Here is a 16312-nt window from a genome sequence, read left to right as displayed (position 1 = left end):
GGACGAGATTTAAGTCATGGCAGAAGCAGTCGTGGACAACGTACCCGCCAAGGCAGACGGCAAACCGCCGCTGTTTGGCCTGTCGTTCCTGGAAAACCTCTCCGAAATGACCATGTTGCGTCAGGTGGGCCTGATGGTCGGCCTGGCAGCCAGCGTGGCGATTGGTTTTGCCGTGGTGTTGTGGTCGCAGCAACCTGATTACCGTCCGCTGTATGGCAGCCTGGCCGGCATGGATTCCAAGCAGATCATGGAAACCCTGGCCGCCGCCGACATCGCCTACACCGTCGAGCCCAACTCCGGCGCCTTGCTGGTCAAGTCCGATGACGTGGCCCGTGCGCGCATGAAGCTGGCCGCCGCCGGCGTGACCCCGTCCGACAGCAATATCGGTTTTGAAATCCTCGACAAGGACCAGGGGTTGGGGACCAGCCAGTTCATGGAGGCCACCCGCTACCGTCGTGGCCTGGAAGGCGAGCTGGCGCGTACCATCTCCAGCCTGAATAACGTCAAGGGTGCCCGCGTGCACCTGGCGATCCCGAAGAGCTCGGTGTTCGTGCGTGACGAACGCAAGCCCAGTGCCTCGGTGTTGGTTGAGCTGTTCTCCGGCCGCTCCCTGGAGCCTGGCCAGGTGCTGGCGATCATCAACCTGGTGGCCACCAGCGTTCCCGAATTGAGCAAGTCGCAGATCACCGTGGTGGACCAGAAGGGCAACCTGCTGTCCGACATGGCGGAAAACTCCGCGCTGACCCAGGCCGGCAAGCAGTTTGACTACAGCCGCCGCATGGAGAGCATGCTCACCCAGCGCGTGCACAATATTCTGCAGCCGGTGCTGGGCAACGACCGCTACAAGGCTGAAGTGTCGGCCGATGTGGACTTCAGTGCCGTCGAGTCGACCTCCGAGCAGTTCAACCCGGACCAGCCGGCCCTGCGCAGCGAGCAGTCCACCAGCGAACAACGCACCGCCAGCAATGGCCCGCAAGGTGTGCCGGGGGCCCTGAGCAACCAACCGCCGTCGCCGGCCTCGGCGCCGCAAACCACGGGCGGCGCTGCGGCGACCGCGGGCGCCATCGCCCCGGGCCAGCCACTGCTGGACGCCAATGGCCAACAGATCATGGACCCGGCCACCGGCCAGCCAATGCTCGCGCCTTACCCGGCGGACAAGCGTAACCAGTCCACCAAGAACTTCGAACTTGACCGCTCCATCAGTCACACCAAGCAACAGCAGGGCCGGATCAATCGCCTGTCGGTGTCGGTGGTCGTGGATGACCAGGTCAAGGTCAACGCCGCTGACGGTGCTGTGACTCGCGCGCCGTGGAGCGCCGACGAATTGGCGCGCTTCACTCGCCTGGTGCAGGACGCTGTCGGTTTCGACGCCAGCCGGGGTGACAGCGTCAGCGTGATCAACATGCCGTTCTCTGCCGAGCGCGGCGAAGTCATCGCCGACCCGGCGTTCTACACCCAGCCGTGGTTCTGGGACATCGTCAAGCAAGTGTTGGGTGTGCTGTTCATCCTGGTGCTGGTGTTCGGTGTGCTGCGTCCGGTGCTCAACAACATCACCGGCCATGGCAAGAAACAACTGGCCGCCTTCGGTGGCAGCGACGTCGAGTTGGGTGGCATGGGCGGCCTGGATGGTGAACTGGCCAACGACCGTGTCAGCCTCGGCGGCCCGCAAAGCATCCTGTTGCCTAGCCCGAGCGAAGGCTATGACGCTCAGTTGAACGCAATCAAGAGTCTGGTGGCAGAAGACCCGGGCCGTGTGGCCCAGGTCGTGAAAGAGTGGATTAACGCAGATGAGTGATAATCGAGCCGCCGTTGCCAAGCTCACCAAGGTCGACAAAGCCGCAGTCCTGCTGCTGTCCCTGGGTGAAACCGACGCCGCCCAAGTGTTGCGTCACATGGGGCCCAAAGAGGTTCAGCGCGTGGGCGTGGCCATGGCGCAGATGCGCAATGTGCACCGTGAGCAAGTCGAACAGGTGATGAGCGAGTTTGTCGAGATCGTCGGCGACCAGACCAGCCTGGGCGTCGGTTCCGACAGCTACATCCGCAAGATGCTCACCTCGGCCCTGGGCGAAGACAAGGCCAACGGCCTGATCGACCGCATCCTGCTGGGCGGCAACACCAGCGGCCTCGACAGCCTCAAGTGGATGGAGCCGCGCGCCGTGGCTGACGTGATCCGCTACGAGCACCCGCAGATCCAGGCGATCGTGGTGGCGTACCTCGACCCGGACCAGGCCGGTGAAGTGCTCGGCCATTTTGACCACAAGGTCCGGCTGGACATCATCCTGCGCGTGTCGTCGTTGAACACCGTGCAGCCAGCGGCGCTGAAAGAACTCAACACGATTCTCGAGAAGCAGTTCTCGGGCAACTCCAATGCCTCGCGCACCACCCTGGGTGGTATCAAGCGCGCGGCCGACATCATGAACTTCCTCGACAGCTCGGTCGAAGGCCAGTTGATGGACTCGATCCGCGAGATCGACGACACCCTGTCCGGCCAGATCGAAGACCTCATGTTCGTGTTCAACAACCTCTCCGATGTCGACGACCGTGGCATCCAGGCGTTGCTGCGTGAAGTCTCCTCCGACGTGCTGGTGCTGGCCCTCAAGGGCTCGGACGAAGGCGTCAAGGAGAAGATTTTCAAGAACATGTCCAAGCGCGCCTCCGAACTGTTGCGCGACGACCTGGAAGCCAAGGGCCCGGTGCGCGTCAGCGACGTGGAAACCGCCCAGAAGGAAATCCTCACGATTGCCCGCCGTATGGCCGAAGCCGGAGAAATTGTTCTCGGCGGGAAGGGCGGCGAAGAAATGATCTAAGGCGCCCCACATGTCGAGCAAAGATGAGACGCCCAGCGATCTGATTCGCGCGCGGGACGTGGGCGGGTTTGACATCTGGTCGTTGCCCAGCTTCGACCCGCACGTGCCGGAACCCGAGCCTGAACCGGTCGAGGAACTGCCGGCGGAAATGGAAGAAGTGCCGCTGGAGGAAGTCCAGCCGCTGACCCTGGAAGAGTTGGAAAGCATCCGCCAGGAAGCCTACAACGAAGGCTTTGCCGCCGGCGAAAAAGACGGCTTTCGCAGCACCACCCTCAAGGTGCGCCAGGAAGCCGAGGCCGCGTTGAGCGTCAAGTTGACCAGCCTGGAACGCCTGATGGGCAGCCTGTTCGACCCCATCGCCGAGCAGGATTCGCAGATCGAAAAAGCCATGGTCGGCCTGGTGCAGCACATCGCCCGCCAGGTGATCCAGCGCGAGCTGGCGCTGGACTCCAGCCAGATCGAGAGTGTGATGCGCGAAGCCCTCAAGCTGCTGCCCCTGGGCGTCGGCAATGTGCGGCTGTACATCAACCCGCAGGATTTCGAGCAGGTCAAAGCCCTGCGCGAGCGCCACGAAGAAACCTGGCGCATCGTCGAAGATGCGGCGTTGCTGCCCGGTGGTTGCCGTGTCGAGACCGAGCACAGCCGCATCGATGCCACGGTGGAAACCCGCATCAGCCAGATCATGGCCAAGCTCTTCGATCAACTCCACGAACAAGCCCTGCACCCGGCCGAGCCTGACCTGAGTGTTGAGCTGGACGCCTCCGATGCGCCTTGATCGCACCAGCTTCGCCAAGCGCCTCGGCGGTTATGCCGAGGCCACCGAGTTGCCCGGCCAACCGATCCTTGAAGGGCGCCTGTTGCGCATGGTCGGCCTGACCCTCGAAGCCGAGGGCCTGCGGGCCGCCATGGGTAGCCGCTGCCTGGTGATCAACGACGACAGCTACCACCCGGTGCAGGTCGAAGCTGAAGTGATGGGCTTCTCCGGCAACAAGATTTTCCTCATGCCCGTCGGCAGCCTGGCGGGCATTGCCCCCGGCGCCCGCGTGGTGCCGCTGGCCGATACCGGTCGCCTGCCCATGGGCATGAGCATGCTCGGCCGCGTGCTCGACGGTGCCGGTCGCGCGCTGGACGGCAAGGGCGGCATGAAAGCCGAGGACTGGGTGCCGATGGATGGCCCCACCATCAACCCGCTCAACCGCAACCCCATCAGCCAGCCGCTTGACGTGGGCATTCGCAGCATCAACGGTTTATTGACGGTCGGTCGCGGCCAGCGCCTGGGTCTGTTCGCCGGTACCGGCGTGGGTAAATCGGTGTTGCTCGGCATGATGACCCGCTTTACCGAGGCCGACATCATCGTGGTGGGGTTGATCGGCGAGCGGGGCCGGGAAGTGAAGGAGTTCATCGAGCACAGCCTCGGTGAAGAGGGCCTCAAGCGCTCAGTGGTGGTCGCCTCGCCTGCGGACGATGCGCCGCTGATGCGTTTGCGCGCCGCCATGTACTGCACGCGCATCGCCGAGTATTTTCGCGACAAAGGCAAGAATGTCCTGTTGCTGATGGATTCGCTGACACGTTTCGCCCAGGCCCAGCGGGAAATCGCCCTCGCCATCGGCGAGCCGCCGGCCACCAAGGGGTATCCGCCGTCGGTGTTCGCCAAGCTGCCCAAGCTGGTGGAGCGCGCCGGTAACGCCGAAGCGGGCGGGGGCTCAATCACCGCGTTCTACACCGTATTGTCCGAAGGCGATGACCAGCAGGACCCGATTGCCGACTCGGCGCGGGGCGTGCTTGACGGCCACATCGTGCTGTCGCGGCGCCTGGCGGAGGAGGGGCACTACCCGGCCATCGATATCGAAGCGTCGATCAGCCGGGTGATGCCGTCGGTGGTCACGCCGGAGCATATGGCGCGCGCCCAGCAGTTCAAGCAACTGTGGTCGCGCTATCAACAGAGCCGTGATTTGATCAGCGTCGGCGCCTACGTGGCCGGCGGCGATCGTGAGACCGACCTGGCGATCGCCCTGCAGCCGCAGTTGGTGACCTACCTGCGCCAGGGCCTCAACGACAACATCAGCATGGGCGAAAGCGAAGCGCACCTGCAATCCATCTTCGCCCCCGCGCCAGGCGGCTAAGCCATGGCCAGTAGTCGCTCGTCACGTCTGGCCCCGGTGGTGGAGATGGCTGAAAAAGCCGAAAAAACCGCCGTGCAGCGCCTGGGTTACTTCCAGGGCCAGGTGCGCCTGGCGGAAAGCAAACTGGGCGACTTGGAGCGCTTTCGCGGCGAGTACCAGCAGCAGTGGATCGAGCGCGGCACCAAGGGCGTGTCCGGGCAGTGGCTGATGGGCTACCAGGGTTTTCTCAACCAGCTTGAAACCGCTGTCGGCCAGCAGCGCCAGAGCTTGGCCTGGCACCAGAACAACCTCGACAAGGCCCGCGAGAGCTGGCAAGCGGCCTATGCCCGGGTAGAAGGGTTGCGCAAGCTGGTGCAGCGCTATATCGATGAAGCGCGGGCCATTGAAGACAAGCGCGAGCAGAAGCTGCTCGATGAGTTGTCCCAGCGTCTTCCCCGCCAATCACCATTCTGACGGTCGCCATCGGGCGCAAGCCCCCTCCTACATTTGATTGGCAATGTTGCCCACATCCGGTTCACCTGCTACACCTTGTGTCTATGCCAATGACAAGGAAGCAGTCGTATGTCAGTCATGTCAGAAGTATCCCTGGATGGGAAGAAGTTGACGATCGCTATCAAGGGCCGGTTCGATTTCGGCAGCCATCAGGTGTTTCGTGACGCCTATGAGCGTTTCTACAAGGTGCCTGAGCTGTATGTGGTCGACCTGAAAGACACCACCTACATGGACAGCTCGGCACTGGGCATGCTCCTGCTGCTCAGGGACCATGCCGGCGGCGACGACGCGGAAGTCCAGGTGATCAACATCAACTCCGACGTGCGCAAGATCCTCGCCATTTCCAATTTCGACAAACTGTTCGATATCAGTTGAGCGTCCTGGCCCCCGTCCTCGAGTCGCTGACCATCCTGATCGCCGAGGACAGCGCCGCCGACCTGCTGCTGCTGTCGACCATCATTCGGCGCCAGGGCCATCAAGTCCTCACGGCCAGCAATGGTGAGGAAGCGGTCGCGGTGTTTAACCGCGACCGCCCGCAGTTGGTGTTGATGGATGCACTGATGCCGGTGATGGATGGCTTTGAAGCGGCGCGCCGGATCAAGCAGCTGGCCGGCGAAGCACTGGTGCCCATCATCTTCCTCACTTCCCTGCGCCAGAGCGAAGCCCTGGCCCAGTGCCTGGATGCGGGCGGCGACGACTTCCTGCCCAAGCCTTACAACCCGTTGATCCTGTCGGCCAAGATCAACGCCATGGACCGCCTGCGCCGCCTGCAAGCCACGGTGTTGCAGCAGCGCGACTTGATCGCCAGGCACCACGAGTACCTGTTGCACGAACAGCGGGTGGCCAAGGCGGTGTTCGATAAAGTCGCCCATTCCGGCTGCATCAATGCCGCCCCGAATATTCGCTACCTGCAATCGCCTTACGCGCTGTTCAACGGTGACCTGCTGCTGGCGGCGTATACGCCGTCGGGTGATATGCATGTGCTGCTCGGCGACTTTACCGGCCATGGCTTGCCGGCGGCGGTGGGCGCCATGCCGTTGGCCGAGGTGTTTTATGGCATGACCGCCAAGGGCTACGGCCTGGCGCAGATCCTGCGCGAGATGAACGCCAAGCTCAAACGCATCCTGCCGGTGGACATGTTCTGCTGCGCCACCCTGTTGTGCCTGAGCACGCAGCGGCGGGCGGTGGAGGTGTGGAACGGCGGCATGCCCGAAGGCTATGTGCACGACATAGCCACTGGGCGGCGCACGCCACTGCTGTCCCGGCATTTGCCGCTGGGGGTGCTGTCAGCGCAGGCGTTTGATGATCGCACTGAAGTCTGGCCCATGGCCCTGGGCGACCGCGTGTTTCTGCTGTCGGATGGCGTGCTGGATACCGCCGATGCCAATGAACAATTGTTCGGTGTCGAGCGATTGCAGCAGGTGTTCGCGTCCAATCGCGAGCCCGAGCGGCTATTCGAAGACATCGAGCAGGCGTTGGCGGCGTTTCGCGGAGAGGCGCGGGACGACGTCAGCCTGGTGGAAATTACCCTGCAAGCGGATCCGCCGTTGCGTGCGACGGGGCTGTTATATGCCGACAGCGGCCAATCGTGCCCGCTGGACTGGTCGGTGAGTTTTGAATTTCGCGCCGAGACCCTCAAACGCTACAACCCCTTGCCCTATCTGCTGCAACTGTTGCTGGAGATCCACGGCCTGCGGGAGCGGAGCGGGGCGCTTTACACGGTGATGGCAGAGTTGTATTCCAACGCCCTGGAGCACGGCGTGCTGGGCCTGGACTCGCGGCTCAAGCGCGATGCCCAGGGGTTTGCGCAGTATTATCGCCAGCGCAATGAGCGCTTGGCGCACCTCAACAGCGGCTACGTGCGTGTGCATGTGCAAGTGTCGCCCACCGCTGCGGGGGGCAAGATGACCCTGCGCGTCGAAGACAGTGGCCCTGGGTTCGATGTGGAGCAGGTGCTGGCGCGGCCGCTGGATTTCGACCGTCTGTCTGGCCGTGGCCTGAGCCTGGTGCGCCAGTTGAGCAGCGCGATAGGCTGGTCCGATGGCGGGCGCAGTGTCTGCGTGGAGTTTTCCTGGGAGGCTCTGGCATAATCCGCCGATTCTTGATCAAGGAGCGAACAAGTGGTTGAGGTTCATCTGGACCCAGACGTGTTGTCGGGTTTGCAGGAAATCATGGAAGGCGACTATCCCAAGCTGCTCGATACCTTTCTTGACGATTCGCAAAAGCGCGTCGAAGCGTTGCGCAAGGCCCGCGATGATGCCAAGGCATTGGGGCGCATTGCCCACAGCTTCAAGGGCAGCAGCGGCAACCTGGGGGCGGTACGCTTGGCGCAGTTGTGCCAGCGGCTGGAGGCCGAGTCCGTCGAGGCCGCGGCGGACCTGGGGGCCTTGGTCGACCAGATCGATCATGAGTTTGCGCTGGTCAAGCCGCTGTATGAGTCGGAGCGCCAGCGTTTTCAGATGTGATGAGCGTTGTTGCCCAGGGTGAGGGGAACGATCAAGGCGTCCTTTGCAAACCTGGCCCGACTCTTGCTGTATGTCTTTTACTGCATCTCCGATCCCCATGCAGTGGAGACCTTTACCTATGCCAGTCGCCCCTAATTCGCTCCTACAGGCTGCCCCTGCGGCCAAGGCTCAAGCGCCCGCCGCCAATCCACCGGCAGTGGCTGCGGACCCACGGGACAAGGGCCCTGGCTTCGCTCAAGTGTTCGCCAGCCAGGCGTCGAAACCGACGGTCAAGGCCGACGATAACGCGCCAAAATCCACGCGGGACAAGCCTTCTGACAACAGCGCCAAGCCGGTCGCGAACAACGATAAGCCTGCCGCCAACAACGACAAACCTGCCGCCAGCACGCCAGCGGTTGCCGATAGCGGCAATTCCTTGCCTGCCAGCGTACCGGCCAAGTCCAGTGACAGCGCGAGCAGTGACGGCGACAAGCCCACTGATCCGACACTGGCGCAGCAGCCTCCAGTCGACCCCGTGGTCGACCCGGCCTTGATCGCCACGGTCACCCCGGTTGTGGTGCCGGTACCGGTAGTGGCGCCGGTGGAAACGCCAGCACCGGCGCCTGTTGCTGCTGCCAAGGATGACAAGGCCCAGCCCGTGGTCGCCGCACCCGTCGCCGCCTCCGATCAGCCCCAGCCACCGGCCTTCGACCCCGAAGCCGACCCCCTCGACGCCATGCCGGCCGTGCGCCTGGCGATGGAGCAGGGCGGTCATGTGTCGGCCAGCAGCCAGACACCGGCGAAAACCGCACCGACTACGACTCAGGATCAACCGACCGCTGCACAGAGCTTTGCCGCTGGCATGGCCAATATGGTCGACCAGCAAGCCACCAAGGACAGCACCGACCAGGGGGGCGACAAAGCCTTCAGCGGGCTCATCGAAGGCGGCCTCAAGGACCTGAAGAACGCCAGCAGCGATACGCGTGTCGATGATTTTGCCAACCGCCTGGCCGCACTGACCCAGGCCGCCACGCCGAAAACCGCCAACGCCTTGCCGCCGGTGGCCAACGCACCGTTGGCCATGCATCAGAGCGGCTGGACAGAAGAAGTGGTCAACCGCGTGATGTACCTGTCCAGCGCCAACCTCAAGTCGGCGGAAATCCAGTTGCAGCCGGCTGAGCTGGGGCGCCTGGATATCAAGGTCAACATGACGGCGGACCAGCAGGCCCAGGTGACGTTCATGAGTGGTCACGCCGTGGTGCGTGAGGCGCTGGAAAGCCAGTCCGGCCGTCTGCGGGAGATGTTTGCCCAGCAGGGCATGGGCCAGGTGGACGTCAACGTGTCCGACCAGTCCCGTGGCTGGCAGGGCCAGGGCCAGGAACAACAGCAGCAGAACCAGGCGCGCGGCGTGAGCGGCAGCGGCGGCCGGGGTGACGGCGGTGACTTGACGGATCACGCCGAGGTGGCCGCGGCCGTCGCGCCGGTGACCCAGACCGTGGTCGGCTCCAGCGCCGTCGATTACTACGCCTGATGTAAGTCTGGCATAGGACAAAATGTGGGAGGGGGCTTACCCCCGATGAGGGTGTGTCAGTTCATCCATCAGTTGACTGATACACCGCTATCGGGGGCAAGCCCCCTCCCACACTTGATTTGTGGTGTTCCCTCGTCTGCGTCCAGCCAGACAACTCTGGCATAACACTTGCTCTTGCCTTTCCGAAGATCTATGAATCCCCGAATAGTGACGGATTATTGGCATGGCGAAGAGCGACGACGCAGCAACAGCACCCGCAGGCAAGGGTAAGGGCAAGCTCAAGCTTATCTTGGTGATTGTCCTGGGCCTGCTCCTGGCCATTGGCGCCTCTGTGGGCGGCACCTGGTACATCATGCACAGCAGTGCAAGCAAACCGGCACCCGCCGCCGAAACCGCCAGTAACGTCAAGCAACCGGCAATCTTCGAGCCGATGCTTCCGGCCTTTGTCGCCAACTTCAACCAGAACGGCCGTCAACGCTACCTGCAGGTGAGCATCACCTTGCTGGCGCGCAACCAGGCCGACCTGGATGCCCTCAAGGTGCACATGCCCGTGATCCGCAACAACCTGGTCATGCTGTTCTCCGGGCAGAGCTTCGACGCCCTGGCCACCCCGGTGGGCCAGGAAATGCTGCGCCAGAAGGTCACCGCCAGCGTGCAGGAAGTGGCCCAGAAGGAGCTCGGCAAAGTGGTGATCGAGCAGGCGCTCTTTACTAATTTCGTATTGCAGTAGGATCACGACATGGCCGTGCAAGACCTGCTGTCCCAGGATGAAATCGATGCGCTGTTGCATGGCGTGGACGATGGTCTGGTACAGACCGAAACGGCTGCCGAGCCCGGCAGCGTCAAAAGTTATGACCTGACCAGCCAGGATCGCATCGTCCGTGGACGCATGCCGACCCTGGAGATGATCAACGAACGTTTTGCCCGCTACACACGGATCAGCATGTTCAACATGCTGCGCCGCTCGGCGGACGTGGCGGTAGGTGGCGTGCAGGTGATGAAGTTCGGTGAATACGTGCATTCGCTGTACGTGCCCACCAGCCTCAACCTGGTCAAGATCAAGCCGTTGCGCGGCACCGCGCTGTTCATCCTCGACGCCAAGCTGGTGTTCAAGCTGGTGGACAACTTCTTCGGCGGCGACGGCCGTCACGCCAAGATCGAAGGCCGTGAATTCACCCCGACCGAACTGCGGGTGGTGCGCATGGTGCTGGAGCAAGCCTTCATCGACTTGAAGGAAGCCTGGCAGGCGATCATGGAAGTCAATTTCGAGTACATCAACTCGGAAGTGAACCCAGCCATGGCCAACATCGTCGGCCCCAGCGAAGCCATTGTGGTGTCCACCTTCCACATCGAACTCGATGGCGGCGGCGGCGACCTGCACGTGACCATGCCGTACTCGATGATCGAGCCGGTGCGCGAAATGCTCGACGCCGGTTTCCAGTCCGACCTGGACGACCAGGACGAACGCTGGGTCAAGGCCCTGCGCGAAGACCTGCTCGACGTCGACGTCCCCCTGAGCGCCACCGTGGCCCGTCGCCAGTTGCGCTTGCGCGATATTTTGCACATGCAGCCAGGCGATGTGATTCCAGTGGAATTGCCGGAAGAAATGATCATGCGCGCCAATGGCGTGCCGTCGTTCAAGGTCAAGCTCGGTTCCCACAAGGGCAACCTGGCGCTGCAAGTGGTCGAGGCGATCAACCGTCGCTGAGCCACCCCGATTGATGCACCCCCATTTATGAATGTTTGCTCCGCCGAGGACATGTAATGGCTACCGAACACGAAAGCACTTCCGCCGAAGACCAGGCCCTGGCCGACGAATGGGCCGCGGCCCTGGAAGAAACCGGTGATGTCGGCCAGGACGATATCGACGCATTGCTGGCCGCTGACGCCGCCACCGCGCCGGCCGGCAAGCGCCTGCCGATGGAAGAGTTCGGCAGCGTGCCGAAGAACAACGAGCCGGTGACCCTCGATGGCCCGAACCTGGATGTGATTCTCGATATCCCGGTGTCGATCTCCATGGAAGTGGGCAGCACCGACATCAACATCCGCAACCTGCTGCAACTCAACCAGGGCTCGGTGATCGAGCTGGACCGCCTGGCCGGCGAGCCGCTGGACGTGCTGGTCAACGGCACCCTGATCGCCCATGGCGAAGTGGTGGTGGTCAACGAAAAGTTCGGCATCCGCCTGACCGACGTGATCAGCCCGAGCGAACGCATCAAGAAGTTGCGCTGATATGAAACGGCTGATGGTGGGACTGTTAGTCGCGCTGCCATTGGCGGCCTGGGCCGCCGAGCCGGTGGCCCAGGCCGCCGTTGCGCCGGTGGGCGGTGGCGTCGGCGGGCAACTGACCCAGCTGGTGCTGGGCCTGTTGCTGGTGGTCGGCTTGATCTTCGTGCTGGCCTGGCTGATGCGCCGTGTGCAGAACATCGGCCCGGGCAATGCCCAGGTCATCGAGATGATCGGCTCGCGCGCCCTTGGCCCACGTGATCGGCTGGTGCTGGTGCAGGTGGGCGAGGAGCAGATTCTGCTGGGCATTACCCCCGGCCGCATCACTCCGCTGCATGTGCTCAAGACTCCAGTGAACGTGGACGCGTCCCAGCCCGCCACGCCAGAATTCGCCCAGCGTCTGATGGAGTTGCTGGGCAAGGATCAGAAGGATAAGAAGTAATGCGCGTTTTATTGACGCTCATGCTGTGGCTGGTCGCGCCACTGGCGTTGGCCGCCGACCCGTTGTCGATCCCGGCGATCACCCTGGGTACCAACGCGGCCGGAGCCCAGGAGTATTCGGTCAGCCTGCAGATCCTGCTGATCATGACCGCGCTGAGCTTTATCCCGGCGTTTGTCATGCTGATGACCAGCTTTACGCGGATCATCATCGTCTTCTCGATCCTGCGCCAGGCCCTGGGCCTGCAGCAGACCCCTTCGAACCAGATCCTCACCGGCATGGCGTTGTTCCTCACGCTGTTCATCATGGCCCCGGTGTTCGACAAGGTGAACCAGCAAGCCCTGCAGCCCTACCTGGCGGAGAAAATGACCGCCCAGGACGCGATCGACAAGGCTCAGGGCCCGATCAAGGACTTCATGTTGTCGCAGACCCGCTCCAGCGACCTGGAGTTGTTCATGCGCCTGTCCAAGCGGACCGACATCGCCACCCCGGACCAGGCGCCGCTGACCATCCTGGTGCCGGCGTTCGTCACCTCTGAACTGAAGACTGCGTTCCAGATCGGCTTCATGATCTTTATCCCGTTCCTGATCATCGACCTGGTGGTGGCGAGCGTGCTGATGGCCATGGGTATGATGATGCTGTCGCCGCTGATTATTTCGTTGCCGTTCAAGATCATGCTGTTTGTGCTGGTGGACGGCTGGGCGCTGATTATCGGCACGTTGGCCAGCAGTTTCGGCGGAGTGTAGCGACATGACTCCAGAAGTAGCGGTCGACCTGTTCCGTGAAGCGCTGTGGCTGACCACCATGATGGTGGCGGTGCTGGTCGTGCCGAGCCTGTTGGTTGGCCTGCTGGTGGCGATGTTCCAGGCCGCGACCCAGATCAACGAACAAACCTTGAGCTTCCTGCCGCGCCTGCTGGTGATGCTGATCACGCTGATCGTCGCCGGCCCGTGGCTGGTGCAAACCTTCATGGAATACATCCTGCAGCTGTATGGCAGTATTCCGCAGTTGATCGGCTGAGCCCATGCAATCGCTGCTGGCCTTGACCGATACCCAGATCAGTACCTGGGTGGCGTCCTTCATCCTGCCGCTGTTTCGCGTCACGGCGGTGCTGATGAGCATGCCGGTGTTCGGGACTACCCTGGTGCCACGCCGCATCCGCCTGTACTTCGCCGTGGCGATTACCGTGGTGCTGGTACCCGGCCTGCCGCCGATGCCGCCGGTCAATGCGTTGGACCTCAGTGCGCTGATGCTGATTGCCGAACAGATCCTGATCGGCTCGCTGCTTGGCTTCTCCCTGCAACTGTTCTTCCAGGCGTTCGTGATTGCCGGGCAAATCATCTCGATCCAGATGGGCATGGGCTTCGCCTCCATGGTCGACCCCACCAACGGCGTGTCGGCGGCGGTGATCGGACAGTTCCTGACCATGCTGGTGACCTTGCTGTTCCTGGCCATGAACGGCCACCTGGTGGTGTTCGAGGTGCTGACCGAAAGCTTCACCACCTTGCCGGTGGGCTCGGGGTTGGTGGTCAATCATTTCTGGGAACTGGTGGGGCGCCTGAGCTGGGTGTTGGGCGCATCGCTGCTGCTGGTGTTGCCGGCCATCACCGCGCTGCTGGTGGTCAACATCGCGTTCGGCGTGATGACCCGCGCGGCGCCGCAACTGAACATCTTTTCGATTGGTTTCCCGTTGACCCTGGTGCTGGGCATGGGGATTTTCTGGGTCGGCATGGCTGACATTCTCAATCAGTATCAACCGCTGGCGACCGACGCCCTGCAGTTCTTACGTGATCTGGCACGGGCGCGCTGAGCCATGGCCGAGAGCGAGAGTGGCCAGGACAAAACAGAAGACCCCACGGAGAAGCGCAAAAAGGACTCCAGGGAGAAGGGCGAGATTGCCCGTTCCAAGGAGCTCAACACCGTTGCGACCATGATGGCCGGGTCCGGCGCCTTGCTGATCTATGGCGGCGGCCTGGCGCTGGACCTGATGGAGCTGATGAAACTCAACTTCACCTTGCCCCGTGAAGTACTCCTTAGCCCCGGTGCCATGGGGCAATACCTGCTGCATTCAGGGAAGATCGCGATCCTGGCGGTGCAACCGATCCTGATCACGTTGCTGCTGGCTGCGCTGATCGGTCCGGTCGCCCTGGGCGGCTGGCTGTTCGCCGCGAGCAGCATGGCGCCCAAGTTCAGCCGGATGAACCCGGCAGCCGGGCTCAAGCGCATGTTTTCCAGCAAGGCCCTGGTGGAACTGCTCAAGGCCCTGGCCAAGTTCATCCTGATCCTGTTCGTGGCGCTGGTGGTATTGTCCTCCGACATCGACGACCTGCTGCGCATTGCTCATGAACCGCTGGAGTCCGCGATCATTCACAGCGTGCAAGTGGTGGGCTGGAGCGCGCTGTGGATGGCCGCAGGGTTGATCCTGATCGCCGCGGTGGATGCGCCGATCCAGTTGTGGGAAAGCCACAAGAAACTGCTGATGACCAAGCAGGAAGTGCGCGACGAGCACAAGGACCAGGAGGGCCGTCCTGAGGTCAAGCAACGTATTCGCCAGCTGCAACGCGAAATGTCCCAGCGCAAGATGATGGCCGCGGTGCCCGACGCCGACGTGGTCATCACCAACCCGACCCACTACGCCGTCGCGCTCAAGTACGACCCGGAGAAAGGCGGCGCGCCGATGCTGCTGGCCAAGGGCAGCGACTTTACCGCGCTGAAAATCCGCGAAATCGCCGTGGCCAACGACATCCTGCTGCTGGAGTCGCCGGAGCTGGCGCGGTCGATCTTCTACTCCACCGACCTCGACCAGGAAATCCCCGCCGGGTTGTACCTGGCCGTTGCGCAGGTGTTGGCGTATGTCTACCAGATCCGCCAATACCGCGCAGGCAAGGGCAAGCGCCCTGATCCGCTCAAGGACCTGCCGATCCCGCCAGACCTGCGCCGGGATTCTTGATCACATTCTCTGTGGCAAGCCGGCCTATTGTGGCAAGCAGGCTGACTGTGGCAAGCAGGTTGACTGTGGCAAGCAGGTTGGCTGTGGCGAGCGGGCTTGCCCTAATGCCGTTCAGTTAAGCGTACATCGCCTTCTGTAGGAGCGAGCTTGCTCGCGAAAAACGTCAACGATAACGCGTGTTTCCTGAGTGAACGCGGCGCCTGTGAGTTCTTCGCGAGCAAGCTCGCTCCTACAAAAAAGCCTTAACTGAACGGCATTAGGGCTTGCCCCGCGTCGGGCTGCGAAGCAGCCCCGGCAGGAACACTGCAGTCCTTCAGGCGCAACTCAGTGTCTGTTTTTGGGGCCGCTTCGCAGCCCGACGCGGGGCAAGCCCGCTCGCCACAAATGTGCTCTCCTTCCCCTATGACCGCTCATCGCAAACACCCCTCAACCTGTCAACTTTGACAGTAGCCACCATCGCCTTATCGCGTTTCTATTGCCTCAGGCACTGCGCAACAAGATGCAGGATGTGAAGTGATGAAGCCATTTACAGGCAGAGTCAAAGCTTATAACCAGAAGACCGGCAAGGGCTCTATTGCGCCGGATGAAGGCGGGGACGACGTGTCAGTAGATCGGCGCGGCTCGGGTGGACACAGGCTTTCGAAGGGTCAGAAAGTCTCGTTCCTGATGATCCATCGACCGGATGGCATCTATGCCTATGACGTAAAACTGATCTGACGACACCTGTGCAGGTCCTTAATTGAAGTGTTCGGAGAACGGCTATGGCTACAGGTATTGTGAAGTGGTTTAACGGGGAGAAGGGGTTTGGCTTCATCACTCCCGACGACGGCAGTCCGGATCTTTTTGTCCACTACTCGACGATTCAGAGTACGGGTTACAAAAGCCTTGAGGAGAATCAAAAGGTCGAGTTCGAGGTCACTCAAGGCCAAAAGGGCCCGCAGGCTGCCAACGTCCGTGTCCTATGAGCTTGATGATCGTTCCTGCAGGGTGCTGCAGGAACGATCAGCCATCAGGCCATCAAGTGCTCGCTGTCCTCCAGCACTCTGCCAGCCATCAGCTTTGCCAGCCCGATCAACTGCGCAACGCCCAGCGCACCTTCGCGTTTTGCCCCGCCCAATTCAATGACCCCGGCGTATCCCAGGTGGCAACGGATGGACACATCTCCGATAGGTGGGAGGGGGCTTGCCCCCGATAGCGGCGCATCAGTCACCTGTTCTTGGCCTGACACACTGCAATCGGGGCAAGTCGAATCGTCGCACCGCCCCTCCCACATTTGAACGGTGTATATCCGGTAGAACTC

General features: G+C 62.2%; 19 protein-coding genes. All 19 read left to right on the top strand.

Translation table 11 applies throughout. The features are described from left to right. Positions 1–16 precede the first annotated feature (16 nt). The 19 genes from fliF (at position 17) to P2T68_RS26460 (ending at position 15977) form a co-directional block, all read left to right on the top strand. On the top strand, positions 17–1795 hold the full coding sequence (fliF, locus tag P2T68_RS26550; RefSeq protein WP_024076714.1) for a flagellar basal-body MS-ring/collar protein FliF: 1779 nt from the start codon (positions 17–19) through the stop codon (positions 1793–1795). Beyond that, positions 1788–2807, top strand: a complete 1020-nt coding sequence (fliG, locus tag P2T68_RS26545) for a flagellar motor switch protein FliG (RefSeq protein WP_010563975.1) — start codon at positions 1788–1790, stop codon at positions 2805–2807. The genes fliF and fliG overlap by 8 nt, the downstream gene beginning before the upstream one ends. 10 nt (positions 2808–2817) lie before the next feature. Then, entirely contained in the window at positions 2818–3582 is a 765-nt protein-coding gene (gene fliH / locus P2T68_RS26540) for a flagellar assembly protein FliH (protein ID WP_168233194.1), read from the top strand. Beyond that, on the top strand, positions 3572–4930 hold the full coding sequence (gene fliI / locus P2T68_RS26535) for a flagellar protein export ATPase FliI (protein ID WP_024076712.1): 1359 nt from the start codon (positions 3572–3574) through the stop codon (positions 4928–4930). Before fliH ends, fliI begins: the two co-directional genes overlap by 11 nt. A 3-nt stretch (positions 4931–4933) precedes the next feature. Then, positions 4934–5383: a flagellar export protein FliJ gene (fliJ, locus tag P2T68_RS26530; protein WP_024076711.1), complete on the top strand. Its 450-nt coding sequence runs from the start codon at positions 4934–4936 to the stop codon at positions 5381–5383. A gap of 108 nt (positions 5384–5491) precedes the next feature. Continuing rightward, positions 5492–5797, top strand: a complete 306-nt coding sequence (locus P2T68_RS26525) for an STAS domain-containing protein (RefSeq protein WP_024076710.1) — start codon at positions 5492–5494, stop codon at positions 5795–5797. Continuing rightward, a complete protein-coding gene (locus tag P2T68_RS26520) occupies positions 5794–7512 on the top strand; it encodes a fused response regulator/phosphatase (RefSeq protein ID WP_168233195.1) in 1719 nt (572 codons plus the stop codon). The genes P2T68_RS26525 and P2T68_RS26520 overlap by 4 nt, the downstream gene beginning before the upstream one ends. Positions 7513–7542: 30 nt before the next feature. Further along, positions 7543–7887 (top strand): Hpt domain-containing protein, encoded by a 345-nt coding sequence (locus P2T68_RS26515; protein WP_024076708.1) that lies wholly within the window; start codon positions 7543–7545, stop codon positions 7885–7887. 118 nt (positions 7888–8005) lie between these two features. Then, complete coding sequence (locus P2T68_RS26510) at positions 8006–9397, top strand: flagellar hook-length control protein FliK (RefSeq protein WP_277378498.1); 1392 nt, start codon at positions 8006–8008, stop codon at positions 9395–9397. A 223-nt stretch (positions 9398–9620) separates the two neighbouring features. Next, a complete protein-coding gene (gene fliL / locus P2T68_RS26505; RefSeq protein WP_024076706.1) occupies positions 9621–10127 on the top strand; it encodes a flagellar basal body-associated protein FliL in 507 nt (168 codons plus the stop codon). A gap of 9 nt (positions 10128–10136) precedes the next feature. Then, positions 10137–11105: a flagellar motor switch protein FliM gene (gene fliM, locus P2T68_RS26500; RefSeq protein WP_024076705.1), complete on the top strand. Its 969-nt coding sequence runs from the start codon at positions 10137–10139 to the stop codon at positions 11103–11105. Positions 11106–11161: 56 nt separating this feature from the next. After that, positions 11162–11629: a flagellar motor switch protein FliN gene (fliN, locus tag P2T68_RS26495; RefSeq protein WP_024076704.1), complete on the top strand. Its 468-nt coding sequence runs from the start codon at positions 11162–11164 to the stop codon at positions 11627–11629. A gap of 1 nt (position 11630) precedes the next feature. Then, on the top strand, positions 11631–12065 hold the full coding sequence (gene fliO, locus P2T68_RS26490) for a flagellar biosynthetic protein FliO (protein ID WP_024076703.1): 435 nt from the start codon (positions 11631–11633) through the stop codon (positions 12063–12065). Next, positions 12065–12808, top strand: a complete 744-nt coding sequence (gene fliP, locus P2T68_RS26485) for a flagellar type III secretion system pore protein FliP (protein WP_024076702.1) — start codon at positions 12065–12067, stop codon at positions 12806–12808. Before fliO ends, fliP begins: the two co-directional genes overlap by 1 nt. 4 nt (positions 12809–12812) lie before the next feature. Continuing rightward, entirely contained in the window at positions 12813–13082 is a 270-nt protein-coding gene (gene fliQ / locus P2T68_RS26480; RefSeq protein ID WP_003214552.1) for a flagellar biosynthesis protein FliQ, read from the top strand. Between the two features lie 4 nt (positions 13083–13086). Continuing rightward, the gene (fliR, locus tag P2T68_RS26475; RefSeq protein WP_024076701.1) at positions 13087–13872 is read left to right on the top strand and encodes a flagellar biosynthetic protein FliR; all 786 of its coding nucleotides are present in this window, start codon (positions 13087–13089) and stop codon (positions 13870–13872) included. Positions 13873–13875: 3 nt separating this feature from the next. Next, positions 13876–15012 carry a flagellar biosynthesis protein FlhB gene (flhB, locus tag P2T68_RS26470; RefSeq protein ID WP_024076700.1) on the top strand — a complete coding sequence of 379 codons (1137 nt, stop codon included), beginning with the start codon at positions 13876–13878 and terminating at the stop codon, positions 15010–15012. Positions 15013–15528: 516 nt separating this feature from the next. After that, entirely contained in the window at positions 15529–15729 is a 201-nt protein-coding gene (locus P2T68_RS26465; protein ID WP_024076699.1) for a cold shock domain-containing protein, read from the top strand. Positions 15730–15773: 44 nt separating this feature from the next. Then, complete coding sequence (locus tag P2T68_RS26460) at positions 15774–15977, top strand: cold-shock protein (protein WP_277378497.1); 204 nt, start codon at positions 15774–15776, stop codon at positions 15975–15977. The last annotated feature ends 335 nt before the right edge of the window (positions 15978–16312 follow it).

The organism is Pseudomonas sp. G11, from assembly GCF_029457515.1.
Lineage (GTDB): Bacteria > Pseudomonadota > Gammaproteobacteria > Pseudomonadales > Pseudomonadaceae > Aquipseudomonas > Aquipseudomonas gorinensis.
This window is presented reverse-complemented; position numbering and strand designations above follow the sequence as displayed.

Bases quoted from the DNA above. Each gene is read 5' to 3' on its own strand.
- fliL (WP_024076706.1), top strand. From the start codon at position 9,621: ATGGCGAAGAGCGACGACGCAGCAACAGCACCCGCAGGCAAGGGTAAG.
- fliP (WP_024076702.1), top strand. From the start codon at position 12,065: ATGCGCGTTTTATTGACGCTCATGCTGTGGCTGGTCGCGCCACTGGCG.
- P2T68_RS26525 (WP_024076710.1), top strand. From the start codon at position 5,492: ATGTCAGTCATGTCAGAAGTATCCCTGGATGGGAAGAAGTTGACGATC.
- P2T68_RS26510 (WP_277378498.1), top strand. From the start codon at position 8,006: ATGCCAGTCGCCCCTAATTCGCTCCTACAGGCTGCCCCTGCGGCCAAG.
- P2T68_RS26460 (WP_277378497.1), top strand. From the start codon at position 15,774: ATGGCTACAGGTATTGTGAAGTGGTTTAACGGGGAGAAGGGGTTTGGC.
- P2T68_RS26465 (WP_024076699.1), top strand. From the start codon at position 15,529: ATGAAGCCATTTACAGGCAGAGTCAAAGCTTATAACCAGAAGACCGGC.
- fliM (WP_024076705.1), top strand. From the start codon at position 10,137: ATGGCCGTGCAAGACCTGCTGTCCCAGGATGAAATCGATGCGCTGTTG.
- fliQ (WP_003214552.1), top strand. From the start codon at position 12,813: ATGACTCCAGAAGTAGCGGTCGACCTGTTCCGTGAAGCGCTGTGGCTG.
- fliJ (WP_024076711.1), top strand. From the start codon at position 4,934: ATGGCCAGTAGTCGCTCGTCACGTCTGGCCCCGGTGGTGGAGATGGCT.
- fliH (WP_168233194.1), top strand. From the start codon at position 2,818: ATGTCGAGCAAAGATGAGACGCCCAGCGATCTGATTCGCGCGCGGGAC.
- fliR (WP_024076701.1), top strand. From the start codon at position 13,087: ATGCAATCGCTGCTGGCCTTGACCGATACCCAGATCAGTACCTGGGTG.
- fliF (WP_024076714.1), top strand. From the start codon at position 17: ATGGCAGAAGCAGTCGTGGACAACGTACCCGCCAAGGCAGACGGCAAA.
- fliO (WP_024076703.1), top strand. From the start codon at position 11,631: ATGAAACGGCTGATGGTGGGACTGTTAGTCGCGCTGCCATTGGCGGCC.
- fliG (WP_010563975.1), top strand. From the start codon at position 1,788: ATGAGTGATAATCGAGCCGCCGTTGCCAAGCTCACCAAGGTCGACAAA.
- fliN (WP_024076704.1), top strand. From the start codon at position 11,162: ATGGCTACCGAACACGAAAGCACTTCCGCCGAAGACCAGGCCCTGGCC.
- flhB (WP_024076700.1), top strand. From the start codon at position 13,876: ATGGCCGAGAGCGAGAGTGGCCAGGACAAAACAGAAGACCCCACGGAG.
- fliI (WP_024076712.1), top strand. From the start codon at position 3,572: ATGCGCCTTGATCGCACCAGCTTCGCCAAGCGCCTCGGCGGTTATGCC.